Source organism: Pseudomonas sp. KH_046_2 (assembly GCF_057838985.1).
Window position 1 is genome coordinate 3672224 of the sequence record NZ_CM174480.1, and the last position, 17798, is coordinate 3690021.

The window sequence follows — 17798 nt, forward strand, 5'->3', positions numbered from 1 at the left end:
GTTTGATGTTGGCTGGGCTATCACTAGTTCGGGTCCAGCAACCCACCACTCCAGTTACGCGACACCCGGCTGCCGGTGAATTTCGCCACCCCCATGCCCTGGGGTATCAGGCGATCGCGATAGCGCGTCACCAGGCGCCCCGCTTGTTCGGCGTGCAGCACCACTTCGGAGGATGGATCACCCGGCCGCCCGAGAATCCGTGCAAAGCGCTGGCCTTCCTCGACGAAATCCCCCAGCTCTTTTTCGAAGATCAGCACGCCGGGTTGCGGGGCGATAATGGTTTCCATGTGGCCCATTTCCACGGCTTCGACGGGCCAGTCCGCGGGCGCCACTGACTCATCGATGACGCCGCACCCGCACAGCCAGTTGTACAGCCCTGCGGCATCCGACTCGGCGAAACGATCACTGACATCGCCCTGCCCGCGCAGCTCCAGGGTGGCGGCCATGCGCCCTGCTGTGGCTCCGTCGCGTATCCACGGGGCAATGATGGTTTCCTCGAAGGAGCCATCGCCGCCGTCATCCCAGATGATCGCCACGTCCATCTTCATCGCCGCCGCCAGTTCGCGCCCACGGGGCCAGAAACTGCGGTGTACGTAGAGGTACGGCAAGGCCTCGTCATCGGTGTGCAGGTCGAGCATCACATCGGCCGGGGCGGCCAGTTGCACCAGTTGCTTTTGCCATTGCTGAACGCAGGTCGAAGGTCGTTCCATGGCTGCCGACTGGTCGAACGCGCGGTTGAAGTTTTGCCCGGTGGCGTCGTGATAGCGGCCGAGGATCCGCCCCTGGCGAAACTGCCCGATGCCCAGCGGATTGGCCTGCGGTACCACAGTCACCTGGCCCTTGAGCCGGCCTTGGGCCTCGGCGACCTGAAGCCGTTGCATCAGCAGGTGCAGGACCAGCATCCCGGCGATTTCATCGGCATGAACGCCGGCCTGCAGGTGCACGTTTGGCCCGCTGCCGTCACCTGCATAGCGCCAGGCACCGACCCGCACGGCGTCACCGTTGTTGTTGCGAACACTGAACGAAATATCCTGCGGCATTGGCTTTCCCTCCCGACATGAACCTTGAAAAACGTTGTATCGCTGCTGCCGAAGCTGGTGATTGAACAGACGTTCAACTAAGCTCGGCATCGTGGAACCTCACCCAAGGACAGCCTTGTGACAACCGATGCCCCGAAAAACCGCCGCGCCGAACCCGATGACCGTCGCGAAATGCTGGTGGCCGCCACCCTGCGTTGCCTGGGTCGCGACGGTCACGCCGGGATTTCCGTGCGACGCATCGCCACCGAAGCCGGGGTCTCCGTGGGGTTGCTCAACCATCACTTCGGCAGCATCGAGGCACTGATCGCCGACACCTACCAGCGGCTTGCAAGCGAACTGACCACCGCCCTGCTCCAGGAAATCGAGCAGGCACAGACACCCGCGCAAAAGATCGATGCCTTCCTGGAAGGCTCGTTCTCGCCCAGGGTCATGGACCCGAAACTGCTCGGCGTGTGGGTGGTGTTCTGGAGCCTGATCCGTCACTCCGAACACGTCAGCCAGTCCCACGAAAAAAGTTACCGCGCCTACCTCGATCTGATCCGCCAGTTGCTCGACGGGCTGGCCGCCAGCGAAGGCTTCGTGATTCACGACACCCGCCTGGCGGCCATCGGCTTATCGGCGATGCTCGACGGTCTCTGGCTCGAGTGGTGCCTGAACCCCGAGACCTTCAGCGCCGCCAACGGACTGCATATCTGCCGCTGCTGGATAAAGGGGTTGCGTCACGGAGCATTCAGCTCCGACGACGTCCTGTGACGGATGCCGACCGAAGATCATCGCCAGGGTGCCACTGACGGCGATCAGCCCGGCGCCGATCATCAACGACATGTCCATCAGCGTGCCCCAGACCAGGCTCGACAGGGCAAACGCCCAGATCAGCCCGGTGTATTCGAACGGCGCGAGCAAGGTCGCGGTGGCGCGGCGGAAACTGGCGAACAACAGGAACTGGCCGATGCCGCCCACCAGGCCGGCGCCGAGCATGCCCAGCCAGGCGGGCGTCGGTGATGGCGTGTGGGTCCAGGGCAGTGCGACCGCCATGCAGATCACGAACACCACGTTGGTGATCAGCATCTGCTCCAGCACTGAGGTCTGCTCATCCACCTGACGCAGTTGGATATAGGTGAACGCCCAACACATCGCCGCCAGCAGGGTCAGTACGATCGGCAACGGATCGGTCATGTGGTCGGGGCGACAGGCAATGACCACCCCGACAAAACCGAGGATCAGGCTGAACCACTGCCAGCCGCTGGCGCGCTCCTTGAGGATCACCGCCGCCAGCACCGTGACCATGATCGGCGCGGAAAAATACAGGGTAGTCATCTCGGCCAGGGTCAGGTCCCGGGCCGCCGTGTAGTACAGCACCCAGGCGACGATCGACAACAGGCCGCGCACCACCAGCAGGCGCCGGCTGGGTGAATGCCAGGCCTGGCGGATGACGCGCAGACGGCCTGCCAGCAGCACCGCCACGACCACCACGGCGGCGCGCCAGAACAGAATGGTGACCACCGAATAGTCAGCCACCAGCCATTTGATCAGCGCATCCTGAAACGACAGGAACGCATAGCCCAGGACGCACAGGCCAATGCCTTGCAGCGAGCGGTCAACCGTTGGCGAACTCATCAGGCCGACCTGCGCACGGGCGTCCCGCGCCGCTCGGCAAAGGCAAACAGCGCTTCGATCACGAACGTCAGGCAGACATACACCCCGGCCACCAGCAACAGGGGTTCGTACACTTGCAGGGTTTGCGCGCGGACCACGTTGGCGGCGCCGAGCAGATCGATCACGGCGATGGTCGAGGCCAGCGCCGTGGACTTGAGCAGCATCACGGTTTCCCCGGCCAGGGTCGGCAGCAACAGGCGCATCGCCCGGGGCAAGCGTACCCGCAGCAAGGACTGGCGCGCGGTCATGCCGAAGGCCGAGGCCGCTTCCATTTCACCCTTGGGCACCGCCAGCAGGCCACCGCGAATCACTTCGCCGACATAAGCCCCCACCGACACCACCAGGGCGAACACGATGTACCAGTAACCATCGCGCAGGTACGGCCAGAGGAAACTGCCGCGAATCAGCGGGAACTGGGCAAACAGGCTGCCCAGGCCGTAGTAGAAAATGTAGATCTGGATCAGCAACGGCGTGCCACGGGTGACGCTGGTATAGAACAGGCTGACCTTGGCGATCACCCTGTTTTTCGAGATCCGCGCCAGTGCCACCAACACCGCCAGGACAAAACCGAACACACTGGCGATCAATAGAATCGTGAGGGTGGTTTGCAGCCCCCGGCCCAACAGTGCCGCGTATTCAACTATCCACGCTGGAATCATTTCATTCTCTCTGCCGGTTCAGTCAACAAGAGGCATCCAGCGACGAATGCGTCGCTCCAACCGTCCCGAAAGGTAGTTGGACACCAGCGTCACCGCGTAATACAACGCGGCGGCCGTGAGGTAGAACAACAGATAGTGGCGCGTCGACCCCGCGCCTTGCTTGGCGGTGTACAGCAGCTCGTTGGTGCCGACCACGCTGATCAGCGCACTGTCCTTGACCAGGTTGATCCACAGGTTGGCCATCCCGGCCATGGCGTAAGGCGCCATGATCGGCAGCGTGACCCGGCGAAACAGCCCGAAACCGTTGAGGCCGAACGCCTTGGCCGCTTCGATCTGGCCGAAGGGAATCGCCTGGATCGCCGCGCGGAAAATCTCCGAGGCGTAGGCGCCCTGCACCAACCCCAGCACCACGATGGCCGCCAGCGGGCCGCTGACATCGACCACGCCGTAGCCGAGCTCGGTCATCAGCGAGTTGAGGAGCATGGAGCCGACGTAGTACAGCAACAGAATCAGCAGCAACTCCGGCACCGCCCGGAACAACGTGGTGTAGCCGCGCATCAGCGCTGCAATCGGCTTTGGTGCGCCGAGCTTGAGGCACGCCACCACCAGTCCGATGGCCAGCCCGAGCACAAAGGCCCCGGCGGAAATCTGCAGGGTCATCCAGAGCCCCTTCAACAGCGCACTGCCCCATCCCTGCTCGGTGAAATTGATCAGATCGAACATTGCCGGCATTTCACTCTCCAGTTGGAGGACACGGTCCCCTGTAGGAGCGAGCCTGCTCGCGATAGCGGTGGTTCAGCCACCCGGTTGGTGACTGTCATGCCCTCATCGCGAGCAGGCTCGCTCCTACAGGTTTTTGCTTGTATGCCTGGGATCAGAACGCAGGCTTCACGCTGGTGCCGAAGTAGCTCTGGGACAGCTCGTCGTAGTCCTTGCTCGCCAGCAATTCCTGGATGGCCTTGTCCAGTTTGGCCTTGAGTTCGGTGTCGTCCTTGCGCATGCCGGCCCCTACGCCTTTGCCGAATATCGGGTCGTAAGGCACGGTGCCGAGGTAGGCCAGGTCCTTGGCATCCGGGGTCTTGATGAACGCGGCCATGGCGGTGCCGTCGGCCATCATCAGGTCGATGCGGCCGGCAATCAGGTCGGCGTTGGCCGAGTCCTGGGTGTCGTAGTACTTAACGTCGGCGATTTTTTCGTAGTAGGTCTTCAGGTAGCTGGCGCTCACGGTCGAGTTCTGCACGCCGATGATCTTGCCCTTGATGTCGTCCGGGTACTTCTTCACCGACGCCTCTTTCGGGCCGACGACGGCAATCGCCGAGTCGTAGTAGGCCTTGCTGAAGGCGATCTGTTTTTCGCGCTCCTCGGTCACCGACATCGAGGAAAAGATCACGTCGATCTTCTTCGCGAGCAGCGACGGAATGATGCCGTCCCATGCCACTTCCTTGATCTCGCAATCGGCTTTCATTTCGCTGCACAGTTTGTGGATCAGGTCGACTTCGAAGCCCTTCCACTCACCGTTGGCCTGTTTTTCGGTGTACGGCGGATAGGGTTCCGCTGCCACCGCGAACCTGATCGGCTGTGCTTGAGCTGAGCTCATGCCGACCAGCATTACGCAGGCCGCACCGGTCAACCAGTTTGCAAAACGTCGATTTCCCATGTTGTTTTCCCGTCTTTTTATGATGAGTTAGCGAGTCTGATGAGCGTTGACGAATTGTCGGCAACGCTCGCTGCGTGGGTGTACGAACACTTCGTCCGGCGAACCGGTTTCCTCGATCAGCCCTTGATGCAAAAAGGCGACTTTGGAAGAGACATCGCGTGCGAACGCCATTTCATGAGTCACCAGGATCATGGTCCGGCCTTCTTCGGCGAGGGAGCGGATCACCCGCAGCACTTCCCCGACCAGTTCCGGGTCGAGTGCCGAGGTGGGTTCATCGAACAGCATGACCTTGGGCCGCATGGCCAGGGCCCGGGCGATGGCCACCCGTTGTTGCTGTCCCCCGGAGAGAAACGCCGGGTACTCGTTGCGCTTGGCCGCCAGCCCGACGCGTTCGAGCAGGGCTTCGGCCCGTTCAGTGGCCTCCGCACGGCTTTCACGCAGGACCTGGGTCGGCGCTTCGATGAGGTTTTCCAGCACCGTGCGATGGGGCCAGAGGTTGAAGTTCTGGAACACCATGCCCAGGCTGGAACGGATGCGCACCAGCTGTTTGGCGTCCGACACCAGCGGTGCGCCGGGACGATTCTGGTTAAGGTGAATGCTTTCGCCATCGACCAGGATGCGTCCCTGATCCGGCACTTCGAGCATGTTGATGCAGCGCAGCAAGGTACTTTTGCCCGAGCCACTGGCACCGATCAGGGAAATCACGTCGCCTTCGCGGGCAGTCAGGGAAACGCCCTTGAGCACTTCGATATTGCCGAAGCGTTTGTGCAGGCCATCGACCTCGATCATGGTCTTGACCGCGACCGGTTCGACGGTCGCGGTGCTGGTCACCGTGCCGATTACCGGCCTCGGCGCTTCACCATTGAGCACCTGGACAAAGCCGCGAATGCGCTGGCAGGCCTGGGCCAGGCGCTCGTCACTCAAGGTGAACGACAGCCGTACAAACCCCTGGGCCGGCTCACCGAATGCCGCCGCATCCAGCACCGAGACACCGGCTTCGCGCAGCAGGCGCCAGGCGAATTCCAGCGAGGTCAGGCCGGTGCCGCGCACGTCCACCAGCACGAACATGCCGGCATCGGGGTTGAGCACGCTGATGCCCGGGCAATCCGCCAGGCCGGACACCACCAGATCGCGGCGCCGACGATAGATCTCGCGCATGCCGTGGGTGACTTCGTCATGGGACTGCACGGCCTTGAGCGCCGCTTCCATGACAAACCCGGGCAAGCCGTACAGCATGCTCAGCACCAGGGTTTCGACATGGTTGACCAGGGCTTCATTGGCCACGACCCAGCCGATGCGCCAACCGGTCATGGCATGGGATTTGGACAGACTGCCGATCACCACGCAGCGCTCGGCCATGCCCGGCAACGCCGCCAGGCTCAAGTGTTCACGCTCGTAGGCGAGGCTCTCGTAGACCTCGTCCACCACCACCCACAGGTCATGGGCGATGGCGAGTTCGGCGATGGCTTGCAGCTCTTCGCGATTGAGTACCACGCCGGTGGGGTTGTTCGGGTTGGAGAAGAAGATCGCCCGGGTGCGCGGGGTGATGGCCTTGGCCAACACGGCGGCATCGAGGCGGAAACCCGAGTCCGCTGCGCAGGGCACCCGCACCAGCGTGGCGCCGGACGCCTTGAGCGTGGCTTCGTAGGTGACGTACATCGGATCGAAGGCAATCACTTCGTCGCCGGCACCGAGCAGGCACATCGAGGTGGCGAACAAGGCGTTCTGCGCACCTGCCGTGAGAATGACGTTCGACACCTGCAGCTCGCGGTCGATCAGTTGGCTGTAGCGGCCGGCAATGGCCTCGCGCAAGGCCTGGCGGCCGGCGATTTCGGTGTAGTGGGTATCCCCTTCACGCAAGGCGTGGATCGCGGCATCGGTAATGAAATCGGGGGTGGGGAAATCCGGGTCGCCGACGCTGAGGATGATCACGTCCTCGCCTTTGCGCTGCGCCGCGCTGGCCGCGTAGTGGATATCCCAGGCGGCAACGCCTTGGCCACTGATCCGTTCAACAAAGGGTGAAAACCGCATGCCAGTGCCTCGTTCGAATTGAAGAAACGCAAGCCCGCAACCAGCCGGGGGAAGGTGGCCCCCAACATAGTCCAGACTGAACACTCGTTCAACAGAAAACTCGCGAGGCTTCGCGTTCAGCGCAAACAGGTCGTTTTCACGACAGTCGCGCCGTTTTTCAGCACGGCGCGATCAAGCGACGTGAAACGATTTTGCTGACCGCTCCCAGCGCCAGAGCCAGGAGAATCAGCCCCGCGGCCACCGTAAACGTCAACCGCATCCCCTGCGAGATGGCCTCAGGTTGCGCCTGCAAAATATCGTCGCTGGCCGTGGAAAAGGCGAACACCGCGCCCATGACCGAGGCGCCCGTGACCAACCCGAGATTGCGCGACAACCCGAGCAAACCGGAAACCACACCACGCTGCTGCGGCGCAATGTCCGACATCACGGCGGTATTGTTGGCCGCCTGGAACAGCGCATAGCCGGCGGTGAGGACCACCAGCGGCGCGAGGTAGCCGAGTACGCCGAGACTCATCGGCACGACAGGAAGGATGCAGGCGCCGGTCAACATGGCAATCAGCCCGACCGTGCTTGAACGCTGTGCGCCCCAGTGATCGACCAGCCGCCCTGACGGCACGCCGGCCAGTGCTGCCACCAGCGGACCGGCCGACATCACCAGCCCGGTAGCCGCCACGCTCAAACCCAGCGCACCCGACAGATAGAACGGGCCGACCACCAGGGTGGCCATGACCACCGTGGTCACCAGGGTGCTCATGGCGAACCCTGCACTCAGCAGCGGATTGCGCAACATCGCCAGTTTGACCAGCGGCGACGCGGCGGTCTGCTCGACGAACACGAACACCGTCAGCCCGATCACCGCGACCAGCAGCAGCGCTGTATTGAGCGGGCCGAAGCTGCCACGTCCAAGGGTCATTGCCAGCGCGTAAGCCAACAGGGTCAGGACCAGTACCAGCGTGCCGAGCGCGTCGAAGTCTGGTCGGGTGGCCTTCATCTCGTGGAGATCCACCGGCAAAAAGCGCCAGGCCAGTCCCATCGCCAACACCCCCAAGGGTACGTTGAGCAGAAAAATCCCCTGCCAGCCCACCTGGGCAATCAACACGCCGCCAAGCGTCGGCCCCAATGAGGTGCCAATCGCCGACATCGTGCCGAGCACGCCCATCGCGCTGCCCGTTTTTTCCTTGGGCACCGCCCCGCTCACCAGCGCCATGGTCAGCGCCATCATGGTCGCCGCGCCGACGCCCTGTAAGGCCCGGGCAGCAATCAGCAACCACAGGTTGGGCGCCAGGGCGCAGAGGATCGAGGCGACGGTAAACAGCGCAATGCCTATCAGCAGCAATCGCCGCCGCCCCATGAGGTCGCCGAGCCGGCCAACGCTGACGATCAGCGCGGTGATGCTCAGCAAATAGGCGAGCACCACCCACTGCACGGCCTGGAACGACGCTGAAAACGCCTCGGCCAATGTCGGTAAGCCCACGTTGGCAATGCTGGTGCCCAGGGATGACAGCAGCATGGATAACGATAGGCTGGCCAAGCCGCCCCGGATCGATATGGACTTCATTTTCTCGTGACTCCGTAAACAGGTTGTCCGAAGCCTAAGCCCGGCCATAACATGGCGGAAGACGCAGCATTTGCACTTTATACGTGCATATAACGCCACCTCATCCACAAATCATTGTGGGAGCCCTGTGGCGAGGGGGCTCGCTCCCACAGGAATTGGTCCAATGCCCGATCTGAATCTGTTGATCACCCTGAACGTGTTGCTCGAAGAAGGCAGTGTGGCCCGCGCTGCAAAGCGTTTGCGCCTGAGCCCGTCGGCCATGAGCCGGGCGCTGGCGCGATTGCGCGAAACCACGGGCGATCCGCTGTTGGTGCGGGCCGGGCGCGGGCTGGTTCCCACGCCCCGGGCGCTGGAGCTGCGTGAACGGGTCGGCGCGCTGGTGCAGGACGCCGAAGCCGTCCTGCGCCCCGCCGAGGCACTGGACCTCGATCAACTGGTGCGCACCTTCACCCTGCGCACCAGCGACGGCTTCGTGGAAAATTTCGGACCGTCACTGATCAACCGCATCCACCAGGAGGCACCCGGTGTCCGCCTGAATTTCGTGCAGAAGCTGAACAAGGACAGCACCCTGCTGCGCGAAGGCTCGGTGGATCTGGAAACCGGAGTGATCGGCGAATCCACCAGCCCGGAAGTGCGGACCCGGATGCTGTTTCGCGACCGGTTCATTGGCGTCGTGCGCAAGGGCCATGCACTGACGCGAGGCGAGATGACGCCTGTTCGTTATGCCGCCGCCCGGCACATCCTGGTCTCGCGCCGGGGCCACGAGAAAGGCGTAATGGACGACGCCTTGAACGAGCTGGGACTGAAGCGGGACATCGCCACCATTGTCGCCGGTTTCTCTTCGGCGATTGCATTGGCGCGGGCTTCAGACCTGGTCGCCAGCGTACCGCAGCGGCACGTCGGCAACCTGTGCCAGGGGATGTATTGCTTTGCCCTGCCGTTCCCCACGCCGCCCATCACGGTTTCGATGCTGTGGCACCCGCGCATGGACGCCGACCCGGCCCATCGCTGGTTGCGCGGTTGTGTGTGGGAGGTGTGCAGCCAGCAATGACCCGATGGCCCGCCTATTCCTTCAGGATCAGCAGTGCTTCGCCTTTTTTCACGATGTAGGTCGCCAGCTCCGAGGCCTTGCCCTGGCCCACGTTCTTCGCCACATGGGCGACGCCTTCGGGGATGTACAACGAATCACCGGCCTTGAGCGTCACCGATGCCCGACCTTCCAGCTGATACTCAAAAGTGCCGCTGATCACATGAGCCACCTCTACGCCCGGGTGAGCATGTTTGGGCGAGGTCACGCCCGGATCGAAGTCCACGAGCACCTGAAGGACTTCGCGGTTGGCGGCGCCCAGGTCTTGGCGTACCAGGTCGGTGCGATGCAGGCCCTGCTGCCAGCTTTTCATCGCCGGGGCCGGCTGTGCTTCCTGGGCTTGAGAGAGGCTCGCTACGGTGGCGAGCCCTGTGGCGGCCAGGACCAGACCAAGCTTGCCAAGGGTGTGACGGGTGTGGGTACGCAACATTGTCTTTCCTCCAGTTGAACCACGCCAGACCGCGCCGAAAATGGCGCGATACCGGTAGTTCCATTTGAAGGCCGCCGTGTATCGCCCGGGTGTCGGGAAACGGCGGTTTTGTATGCCCGGGTAACGGCGGGCGTTGCGGATACCTGCGGATACAAACGGGCCGGCACGCCATCGTGCCCACTGGCATCGTGGTCAATGCCGAAAATGAAGTGACCGCGACCCGATCCCACTCAGGTCGCGGCAAGTTCTGCTTTTTGACTACGCCAGATCGAAGCGATCCAGGTTCATCACTTTGCTCCACGCAGCGACGAAGTCCTTGACGAACTTCTGTTGCGCATCGGCGGTGGCATAGAACTCAGCCAACGCACGCAGTTGCGCGTTCGAACCGAACACCAGGTCAACCCGGGTGCCTGTCCACTTCACCGCACCGGTCTTGCGATCGCGCCCTTCATACTCTTGCCGGGCATCCGACACCGGCTTCCACTCCACGCCCATATCCAACAGGTTGGTGAAGAAGTCGTTGGTCAAGGCTTCCGGACGCGTAGTGAACACACCGTGTTTGCTCTGGCCGACATTGGTATTCAACACCCGCAGCCCACCCAGCAATACCGTCATTTCCGGGGCGCTGAGCGTCAGCAGTTGCGCCTTGTCGATCAGCAGTTTTTCGGCCGGCACACGGTACTGTTGCTTCAGGTAATTACGGAAACCATCGGCAATCGGTTCAAGGAAACCGAAGGAGTCGACATCGGTCTGCTCCTGGCTGGCGTCCATGCGTCCTGGTGTGAAAGGCACCGTCACGCTTTGGCCGGCATTTTTCGCGGCCTGTTCCACGCCCACGCCACCGGCTAGCACGATCAGGTCGGCCAGGGAGATTTTCTTGCCACCACTATTGAACTCGTTCTGGATGCTTTCGAGTTTTGCCAGCACGCGGGCCAGTTGTTCTGGCTGGTTGGCCTCCCAGGACTTCTGCGGCGCCAGGCGCAAGCGCCCGCCGTTGGCACCGCCGCGTTTGTCGGAGCCACGGAAAGAGGAAGCCGCCGCCCAGGCCGTAGAGACCAGCTGCGAGACTGACAGCCCCGAGGCGGCAATTTTGCCCTTGAGCGCGGCAACATCGCTGTCATTGACCAGCGGATGATCGACAGCAGGGATCGGGTCTTGCCACAGCAGCTCTTCGTTCGGCATTTCCGGGCCGAGGTAGCGCGAGAGCGGCCCCATGTCACGGTGAATCAGCTTGTACCAGGCGCGAGCGAAGGCATCGGCCAACTGGTCCGGGTTGGCCAGGAAGCGCCGGGAAATCGGCTCGTAGATCGGGTCGAAACGTAGCGACAGGTCCGTGGTCAGCATGGTCGGATCACGCCGTTTGGACGGATCAAAGGCATCCGGAATGGTGCCGGCGCCAGCGCCGCTTTTCGGCTTCCACTGGTTTGCCCCCGCCGGGCTCTTGGTCAGCTCCCATTCGTAACCGAACAGGTTTTCCAGGTAGTTGTTGCTCCACCGGGTTGGCGTGGTCGTCCAGGTCACTTCCAGACCACTGGAGATGGCGTCGGCACCGCTACCGGTACCGAACGTGCTCTTCCAGCCCAGGCCCTGCAGTTCGAGGCCGGCGGCTTCGGGCTCAGGCCCGACATGGTCGACAGAACCGGCACCGTGGGTTTTGCCGAAGGCGTGACCGCCTGCGATCAGCGCGACGGTTTCCTCGTCGTTCATGGCCATGCGCGCAAAGGTTTCACGGATGTCCTTCCCGGCGGCGACCGGATCAGAGTTGCCTTCAGGGCCTTCGGGGTTTACGTAGATCAGGCCCATCTGCACGGCGGCGAGTGGGTTTTCCAGATTGCGCTCTGCGGGAGTTTGCCCGGCATCTTTGCCATAACGCACGTCGCCACCCAGCCACGTGCTTTCCGAGCCCCAGTAGACGTCTTCGTCCGGTTCCCAGACATCCGGGCGGCCGCCGGAAAAACCAAAGGTCTTGAAGCCCATGGATTCCAGTGCGACGTTGCCGGTGAGGACGATCAGGTCGGCCCAGGAGATTTTATTGCCGTACTTTTGCTTGATCGGCCACAGCAGCCGACGGGCCTTGTCGAGGCTGACGTTGTCCGGCCAGCTGTTGAGCGGTGCAAAACGTTGCTGGCCGGAACCGGCGCCGCCCCGGCCGTCACCGGTGCGATAGGTGCCTGCGGCGTGCCAGGACATGCGGATAAAGAAAGGCCCATAGTGACCGAAGTCCGCTGGCCACCAGTCCTGGGAATCGGTCATCAATGCGGTCAGGTCTTTTTTCAGCGCCTGGAAGTCCAGGCTCTTGTAGGCTTCGGCGTAGTTGAAGTCGCCCCCCAACGGATCAGACTTGGGCGAGTGTTGACTCAAGATCTTCAGGTTCAGTTGGTTCGGCCACCAGTCGCGGTTCGTCGTGCCACCGCCAGCGGCGTTATTGAACGGGCATTTCGATTCAGTTGACATGGCATCTCCTCTTGATTTTGTTTTCAGCTAATCATCCTTAAGCGTGGATCCGGATCACCGATTGAAGAAATAGCTTTTCGGTATGGGATCCATAGCCTTGAGGCTATGACGGCCCAGTGATCAGTCGCTCCAGAACATCCATTAAAGTACCGGACGGGGAAACTGTCGCTTCATCTGGGGGAGATAGCTGATAAACAGCTCAAATCAGTCAGGATATTGGCAATGCTTCCATGATCCGGGACAACAGTGGCGACGACGATTCGGACCGCCATGGCGCCTGCGCCATTCAGGGCATTCCTGCACTCAATAAAAAACCGGCCTTTCAGCCGGTTTTTTCATTTCACTCAACAGCACTTCGGTCCGGCTTTACTGCCGTAACGGGCCTCCTGGCGCTCGCGGAAGAACGCCTCGTAGTCCATCACCGGTTTGTCCGGGTGCTTGGTCTGCATATGCTCGACGTAGTTGTCGTAGTCGGGCATGCCGACCATCAGGCGCGCGGCCTGACCGAGGTATTTACCGAGGCGACTCAGGTCATTGAACATGATCAGGCATCCGGCAGCGCTTGATATGGCGCTTCTTTATCCGTGCGTTCCTTGGTGCCCCAGGCAGCAATGCCGACCTTGAGCGCGAAGAACAGGATGCTGAACACCACGAACAGGAACAAAGCGGTCAGCGTTGCATTGGTGTAGGCGTTGAAGATCACGTGCTGCATCTGGTCGATGCTCTTGGCCGGGGCCAGCACCTGACCATTGGCCAGCGCATCGCTGTACTTCTTCGCCAGGGCCAGGAAGCCGATCGCCGGGTTGGCGTCGAACAGCTTGATGAAGCCGGCGGTGGTGGTGCAAATCAGCAGCCACACGGCCGGCAGCAAAGTCACCCACACATAACGCTGGCGCTTCATCTTGATCAGCACCACGGTGCCGAGCATCAACGCGATACCGGCCAGCATCTGGTTGGAGATGCCGAACAGCGGCCACAAGGTGTTGATGCCACCCAATGGATCGATCACACCCTGATACAGCAGATAACCCCACATGGCCACGCAACCGGCGGTGGCCACCAGGTTGGCGGTCCAGGATTCGGTGCGCTTGAGCGCCGGCACGAAAGAACCGAGCAAGTCCTGGAGCATGAAGCGCCCGGCACGGGTACCGGCGTCGACCGCAGTGAGGATGAACAGCGCTTCGAACAGGATCGCAAAGTGGTACCAGAACGCCATGGTGTTTTCACCCGGCAGGACGCTGTGCAGGATCTGCGCGATACCGACCGCCAGGGTCGGCGCACCACCGGCACGGGCCAGGATGGTGGTTTCACCGATGTCGTGGGCTACGGCTTGCAAGGCTTCCGGGGTAATGGCGAAGCCCCAGCTGCTGACGGTTTGCGCAACGGTCACCGCATCGGCACCGACTACAGCGGCCGGGCTGTTCATGGCGAAGTACACGCCCGGATCGATCACGGAAGCCGCGACCATGGCCATGATCGCCACGAACGATTCCATCAGCATGCCGCCGTAACCGATGTAACGGGCATGCCCCTCACTGGCAAGCAGCTTGGGCGTGGTGCCGGAAGCAATCAGCGAGTGGAAACCGGAGACCGCGCCACAGGCGATGGTGATGAACAGGAACGGGAACAGCCCGCCCTTCCATACCGGGCCGGTGCCGTCGATGAACTGGGTCAGCGCCGGCATTCTCAGCTCGGGCATGGTCACCAGAATGCCGATCGCCAACGCGACGATGGTGCCGATCTTGAGGAAGGTAGAGAGGTAGTCACGCGGTGCCAGAATCAGCCACACCGGAAGAACGGCAGCCACGAAACCGTAACCGATCAGCATCCAGGTGATCTGCACTCCGGTAAAGCTGAACGCCTTGGCCCACACCGGGTCAGCGGCAATCTGCCCGCCCAGCCAGATCGAGCCCAGCAGCAGGAACACGCCGATGATCGAGATTTCACCGATGCGGCCCGGGCGGATGTAGCGCATGTAGATGCCCATGAACATCGCGATCGGGATCGTCGCCATGACCGTGAACATGCCCCAAGGGCTTTCGGCCAGGGCTTTCACGACGATCAGCGCCAGCACCGCGAGGATGATGATCATGATCAGGAAGCAGCCGAACAGCGCGATGGTGCCAGGGATGCGGCCCATTTCTTCACGGACCATGTCGCCCAGGGAGCGACCGTTGCGGCGGGTGGACATGAACAGGACCATGAAGTCCTGCACCGCACCGGCCAACACCACGCCGGCAATCAGCCACAGCGTGCCGGGCAGGTAGCCCATCTGCGCCGCCAATACCGGGCCGACCAGAGGGCCTGCACCAGCGATGGCGGCGAAGTGGTGACCGAAGAGTACGTGTTTGTTGGTCGGCACGTAGTCCAGACCATCGTTATTGAGCACAGCCGGAGTGGCCCGATTAGGGTCGAGCTGCATCACTTTATTGGCGATGAACAGGCTGTAGTAGCGGTAGGCAACGAGGTAGATGGCGACGGCTGCGACTACGATCCACAGGGCGTTGATCGCTTCGCCGCGGCGCAAGGCCACGACACTCAGCGCAATCGCTCCCAGGACAGCCACGGCAAACCAGGCGAGGTGTTTAGCCAGATGGGGCATAACGTGTCTCCTGCCGACAGCCAGTGACTGCGGCGGTAATTTTTATAATTGTGTCCGCAGTGCGGAGCTGGCCCAATATCCGCGCATGCCGTCCACAAATAAATCCGCGTTACTACGTACGTGGCGTCTACGTAGTTCTACGTAGACGCCACAGATCCCCTGTGGATTGACTACTGGATCTGGAGCCATCTCCGGTCAAATGTGGGAGCGAGCTTGCTCGCGATAGCGGACTGTCTGCCACATCACTGCTGAATGTGCCGCCCTCATCGCGAGCAAGCTCGCTCCCACAGGTTCTGCATTTCAACTGAATGGACATAACGGCCACCGGTCATTCCGTCCAGCAGCGCTACTGGCCGAGCGCCGGTTTGGCATATGATCCCGAGCCTTCGCGCGGGCAGGAGTCAACATGCAGCTCAAACACAAGATCGTCGCCCTCGGGATTCTGCCGCTGGTGCTGGCCATTGCCGTCATCTGCGCGCTGGTGATATCCCTCAACCGCCAACTGGGCGATCAACAGGCGCAACTGATCGAAGACAGCATTCTGGCGAGCAAGCGCGCGGAACTGAAAAACTACGTGGAAATGGCGCAAAGCCTGATCGCGCCGCTGTACGACGACGGCCACGGCAATGCCTACGCCCAGCAAAAAGTGCTGGAAGAACTGCGCAAGCTCAGCTTCGGCATCAACGGCTACTTCTTCGTCTACGACCACGAAGGCCGCAGCCTGATGCATGCGCGCCAGTCGGAACTGGTGGGCCAATACCTGTGGGACATGAAAGACCCCCACGGCCTGCCGGTGATCCAGGCGCTGCTCAAAAGCGCGCAATCGGGCGAAGGCTTTCAACGCTACGCCTGGAACAAGCCCTCTTCCGGCCAGGTGACCGACAAGCTCGCCTACGTGGTGATGCTCGATCGCTGGGGCTGGATGCTCGGCACCGGCATCTACCTCGAAGACGTCGAGCGCGCCACCCAGCAGGCCCGCGCCGAAGTGGCCATGGGCATCCGCAAGACCATGATGGCGATTGCCGTGGTCGCCCTCGTCGCGGTGCTGTTTGTCTTCGCCACCGGCATGACCCTCAACGTCAGCGAACATCGCCTGGCGGACAAGAAACTGCAGCGCCTGACCCAGCGCATTGTCAGCCTGCAGGAGGAAGAACGATCCCGGGTGTCCCGCGAGTTGCACGACGGCATCAGCCAGGTGCTGGTCTCGATCAAGTTTCAGTTCGAACTGGCCAGCCATCTGCTGGAACGCGGACAAGCCCACGACAAGGGCTTGAGCACGCTAAAGGACGCCACCGAACGCCTGGGCGATGCCATCGGCGAAGTGCGCAGTCTCTCCCACGACCTGCGCTCATCCTTGCTCGACACCCTCGGCCTGCCGGCGGCCATCGGCCAATTGGCTGCCGAGTTCGAGCAGCGCAGCGGGCTGACCGTGACCTATGACGAAAATGAATTCGACTGCCAACTGGTCGACGGCGCGGCTGTGTCGCTGTTCCGCATCGTCCAGGAAGGCCTGACCAATATCGAACGCCACGCGCAGGCGAAGAACGTGTCCATTACACTGCGCGGCTGCGACGAGTCCGTGCGGCTGACGGTGGTCGATGACGGTATCGGTTTCAACGTCGCTCAGGTCGAACGTCGTCAGGCGGGCATTGGCTTGCGTAACATCCGCGAACGCGTCGAACATTTTGGCGGGCGCTTCGATTTGATCTCGATGCCGGGCAGAAGTGAGCTGGACGTACGGCTGCCGATGAAACCTGGCGCAAAACTACAAGAGTGAAACCTTGCATGAACCTGCCCTCCCCGATCCGCGTCGCCCTGGTCGACGATCACTCCCTGGTCCGCGACGGTATCAAGGCGCTGCTGGCCGTGATGTCGCCCCTGGAAATGGTCGGCGAAGCGGAAAACGGCGCCGATGCCATCGAGATGGTCGGACGCTGCCAACCGGACCTGCTGCTGGTCGACATCAGCCTGCCGGACATGAACGGCCTGGAGCTGACCCGCGTGCTGCGCAGCCAGTACCCGTCGCTCAAGGTGCTGGTGCTGAGCATGTACGACAATTACGAATACGTCAGTGAATCGGTGCGCTCCGGCGCCAGCGGCTACGTGCTGAAAAACGCCCCTTCACGGGAAATCATCGCCGCCATCGAAGCCATCAGCAGCGGCGGAACCTTCTACAGCGCGGAAATCGCCCAACGGCTGATCGCCGACAGGAACACCGATAACGAACTGACCCCGAGGGAAAGCCAGGTCTTGTCGAAAATGGCCCAAGGCTTGAACAACAAGGAAATGGCCCGGGAACTGGACATCAGCGTGCGCACGGTGGAGACACACCGCTTGAGCATCCGGCGCAAGCTCAACATCGACAAGCCGGCGGCGTTGGTCAAATACGCGATTGATCACGGACTCATCTCCCGCTAACACCTCTAGCCCTGTGTTCACTGCAAAAACCTGTGGGAGCGGGCTTGCCCGCGATGGCGGATTCACATTCAACATTGGTGGCGACTGTCACACCGCTATCGCGAGCTCGCTCCTACAGGGACAAGCAAATCATCCATTGACTGCATCAATAGTCACCATCAACTCAATGAAGTTCTCTTAAAAAATCCACGGCGTAACATCTGCTC

The 17798-nt window shown here is 61.9% G+C and carries 14 protein-coding genes and 1 pseudogene; 4 read left to right on the top strand and 11 right to left on the bottom strand.

Features of this window, described 5'->3' with window-relative positions:
* Nucleotides 1–23 precede the first annotated feature (23 nt).
* Nucleotides 24–1040 carry a M14 family zinc carboxypeptidase gene (locus AC3IX1_RS16570; protein ID WP_489384999.1) on the bottom strand — a complete coding sequence of 339 codons (1017 nt, stop codon included), beginning with the start codon at nt 1038–1040 and terminating at the stop codon, nt 24–26.
* A 171-nt stretch (nt 1041–1211) separates the two neighbouring features.
* Here AC3IX1_RS16570 and AC3IX1_RS16575 point away from each other — a divergent pair.
* Nucleotides 1212–1697: pseudogene (locus AC3IX1_RS16575) on the top strand (TetR family transcriptional regulator C-terminal domain-containing protein); the annotation flags it as partial.
* On the opposite strand, the gene AC3IX1_RS16580 reads toward AC3IX1_RS16575, so the two are convergent.
* The 6 genes from AC3IX1_RS16580 to AC3IX1_RS16605 all read right to left on the bottom strand — a co-directional run bounded on the left by AC3IX1_RS16580 (nt 1653) and on the right by AC3IX1_RS16605 (nt 8601).
* Complete coding sequence (locus AC3IX1_RS16580; protein WP_489385000.1) at nt 1653–2657, bottom strand: DMT family transporter; 1005 nt, start codon at nt 2655–2657, stop codon at nt 1653–1655. The pseudogene AC3IX1_RS16575 and the gene AC3IX1_RS16580 sit on opposite strands and share 45 nt — an antisense overlap.
* On the bottom strand, nt 2657–3355 hold the full coding sequence (locus AC3IX1_RS16585; protein ID WP_489385001.1) for an ABC transporter permease: 699 nt from the start codon (nt 3353–3355) through the stop codon (nt 2657–2659). Before AC3IX1_RS16585 ends, AC3IX1_RS16580 begins: the two co-directional genes overlap by 1 nt.
* A gap of 18 nt (nt 3356–3373) precedes the next feature.
* Complete coding sequence (locus AC3IX1_RS16590) at nt 3374–4087, bottom strand: ABC transporter permease (protein ID WP_489385002.1); 714 nt, start codon at nt 4085–4087, stop codon at nt 3374–3376.
* 142 nt (nt 4088–4229) lie between these two features.
* On the bottom strand, nt 4230–5012 hold the full coding sequence (locus AC3IX1_RS16595) for a transporter substrate-binding domain-containing protein (protein WP_489385003.1): 783 nt from the start codon (nt 5010–5012) through the stop codon (nt 4230–4232).
* Nucleotides 5013–5039: 27 nt separating this feature from the next.
* On the bottom strand, nt 5040–7043 hold the full coding sequence (locus AC3IX1_RS16600; protein ID WP_489385004.1) for an aminotransferase class I/II-fold pyridoxal phosphate-dependent enzyme: 2004 nt from the start codon (nt 7041–7043) through the stop codon (nt 5040–5042).
* Nucleotides 7044–7200: 157 nt separating this feature from the next.
* Complete coding sequence (locus AC3IX1_RS16605) at nt 7201–8601, bottom strand: MFS transporter (protein WP_489385005.1); 1401 nt, start codon at nt 8599–8601, stop codon at nt 7201–7203.
* A 163-nt stretch (nt 8602–8764) separates the two neighbouring features.
* Between AC3IX1_RS16605 and AC3IX1_RS16610 the strand changes: the two genes are divergently transcribed.
* Entirely contained in the window at nt 8765–9652 is an 888-nt protein-coding gene (locus AC3IX1_RS16610) for a LysR family transcriptional regulator (RefSeq protein WP_489385006.1), read from the top strand.
* Nucleotides 9653–9665: 13 nt separating this feature from the next.
* Here AC3IX1_RS16610 and AC3IX1_RS16615 read toward each other — a convergent pair whose 3' ends face one another.
* The 4 genes from AC3IX1_RS16615 to AC3IX1_RS16630 all read right to left on the bottom strand — a co-directional run bounded on the left by AC3IX1_RS16615 (nt 9666) and on the right by AC3IX1_RS16630 (nt 15174).
* The gene (locus tag AC3IX1_RS16615; RefSeq protein WP_489385007.1) at nt 9666–10118 is read right to left on the bottom strand and encodes a cupin domain-containing protein; all 453 of its coding nucleotides are present in this window, start codon (nt 10116–10118) and stop codon (nt 9666–9668) included.
* Nucleotides 10119–10376: 258 nt separating this feature from the next.
* Nucleotides 10377–12572, bottom strand: a complete 2196-nt coding sequence (gene katG, locus AC3IX1_RS16620) for a catalase/peroxidase HPI (protein ID WP_489385008.1) — start codon at nt 12570–12572, stop codon at nt 10377–10379.
* 344 nt (nt 12573–12916) lie between these two features.
* Entirely contained in the window at nt 12917–13114 is a 198-nt protein-coding gene (locus tag AC3IX1_RS16625) for a YbdD/YjiX family protein (RefSeq protein WP_007976534.1), read from the bottom strand.
* A 2-nt stretch (nt 13115–13116) separates the two neighbouring features.
* Entirely contained in the window at nt 13117–15174 is a 2058-nt protein-coding gene (locus AC3IX1_RS16630; protein WP_489385009.1) for a carbon starvation CstA family protein, read from the bottom strand.
* A 406-nt stretch (nt 15175–15580) separates the two neighbouring features.
* Between AC3IX1_RS16630 and AC3IX1_RS16635 the strand changes: the two genes are divergently transcribed.
* A complete protein-coding gene (locus AC3IX1_RS16635; RefSeq protein WP_489385010.1) occupies nt 15581–16951 on the top strand; it encodes a cache domain-containing protein in 1371 nt (456 codons plus the stop codon).
* Nucleotides 16952–16959: 8 nt separating this feature from the next.
* The gene (locus AC3IX1_RS16640; RefSeq protein ID WP_414874418.1) at nt 16960–17592 is read left to right on the top strand and encodes a response regulator; all 633 of its coding nucleotides are present in this window, start codon (nt 16960–16962) and stop codon (nt 17590–17592) included.
* The last annotated feature ends 206 nt before the right edge of the window (nt 17593–17798 follow it).

Bases quoted from the DNA above. Each gene is read 5' to 3' on its own strand.
- AC3IX1_RS16585 (WP_489385001.1), bottom strand. From the start codon at position 3,355: ATGATTCCAGCGTGGATAGTTGAATACGCGGCACTGTTGGGCCGGGGG.
- AC3IX1_RS16625 (WP_007976534.1), bottom strand. From the start codon at position 13,114: ATGTTCAATGACCTGAGTCGCCTCGGTAAATACCTCGGTCAGGCCGCG.
- AC3IX1_RS16635 (WP_489385010.1), top strand. From the start codon at position 15,581: ATGCAGCTCAAACACAAGATCGTCGCCCTCGGGATTCTGCCGCTGGTG.
- AC3IX1_RS16640 (WP_414874418.1), top strand. From the start codon at position 16,960: ATGAACCTGCCCTCCCCGATCCGCGTCGCCCTGGTCGACGATCACTCC.
- AC3IX1_RS16615 (WP_489385007.1), bottom strand. From the start codon at position 10,118: ATGTTGCGTACCCACACCCGTCACACCCTTGGCAAGCTTGGTCTGGTC.
- AC3IX1_RS16580 (WP_489385000.1), bottom strand. From the start codon at position 2,657: ATGAGTTCGCCAACGGTTGACCGCTCGCTGCAAGGCATTGGCCTGTGC.
- katG (WP_489385008.1), bottom strand. From the start codon at position 12,572: ATGTCAACTGAATCGAAATGCCCGTTCAATAACGCCGCTGGCGGTGGC.
- AC3IX1_RS16610 (WP_489385006.1), top strand. From the start codon at position 8,765: ATGCCCGATCTGAATCTGTTGATCACCCTGAACGTGTTGCTCGAAGAA.
- AC3IX1_RS16630 (WP_489385009.1), bottom strand. From the start codon at position 15,174: ATGCCCCATCTGGCTAAACACCTCGCCTGGTTTGCCGTGGCTGTCCTG.
- AC3IX1_RS16590 (WP_489385002.1), bottom strand. From the start codon at position 4,087: ATGCCGGCAATGTTCGATCTGATCAATTTCACCGAGCAGGGATGGGGC.
- AC3IX1_RS16605 (WP_489385005.1), bottom strand. From the start codon at position 8,601: ATGAAGTCCATATCGATCCGGGGCGGCTTGGCCAGCCTATCGTTATCC.
- AC3IX1_RS16570 (WP_489384999.1), bottom strand. From the start codon at position 1,040: ATGCCGCAGGATATTTCGTTCAGTGTTCGCAACAACAACGGTGACGCC.
- AC3IX1_RS16595 (WP_489385003.1), bottom strand. From the start codon at position 5,012: ATGGGAAATCGACGTTTTGCAAACTGGTTGACCGGTGCGGCCTGCGTA.
- AC3IX1_RS16600 (WP_489385004.1), bottom strand. From the start codon at position 7,043: ATGCGGTTTTCACCCTTTGTTGAACGGATCAGTGGCCAAGGCGTTGCC.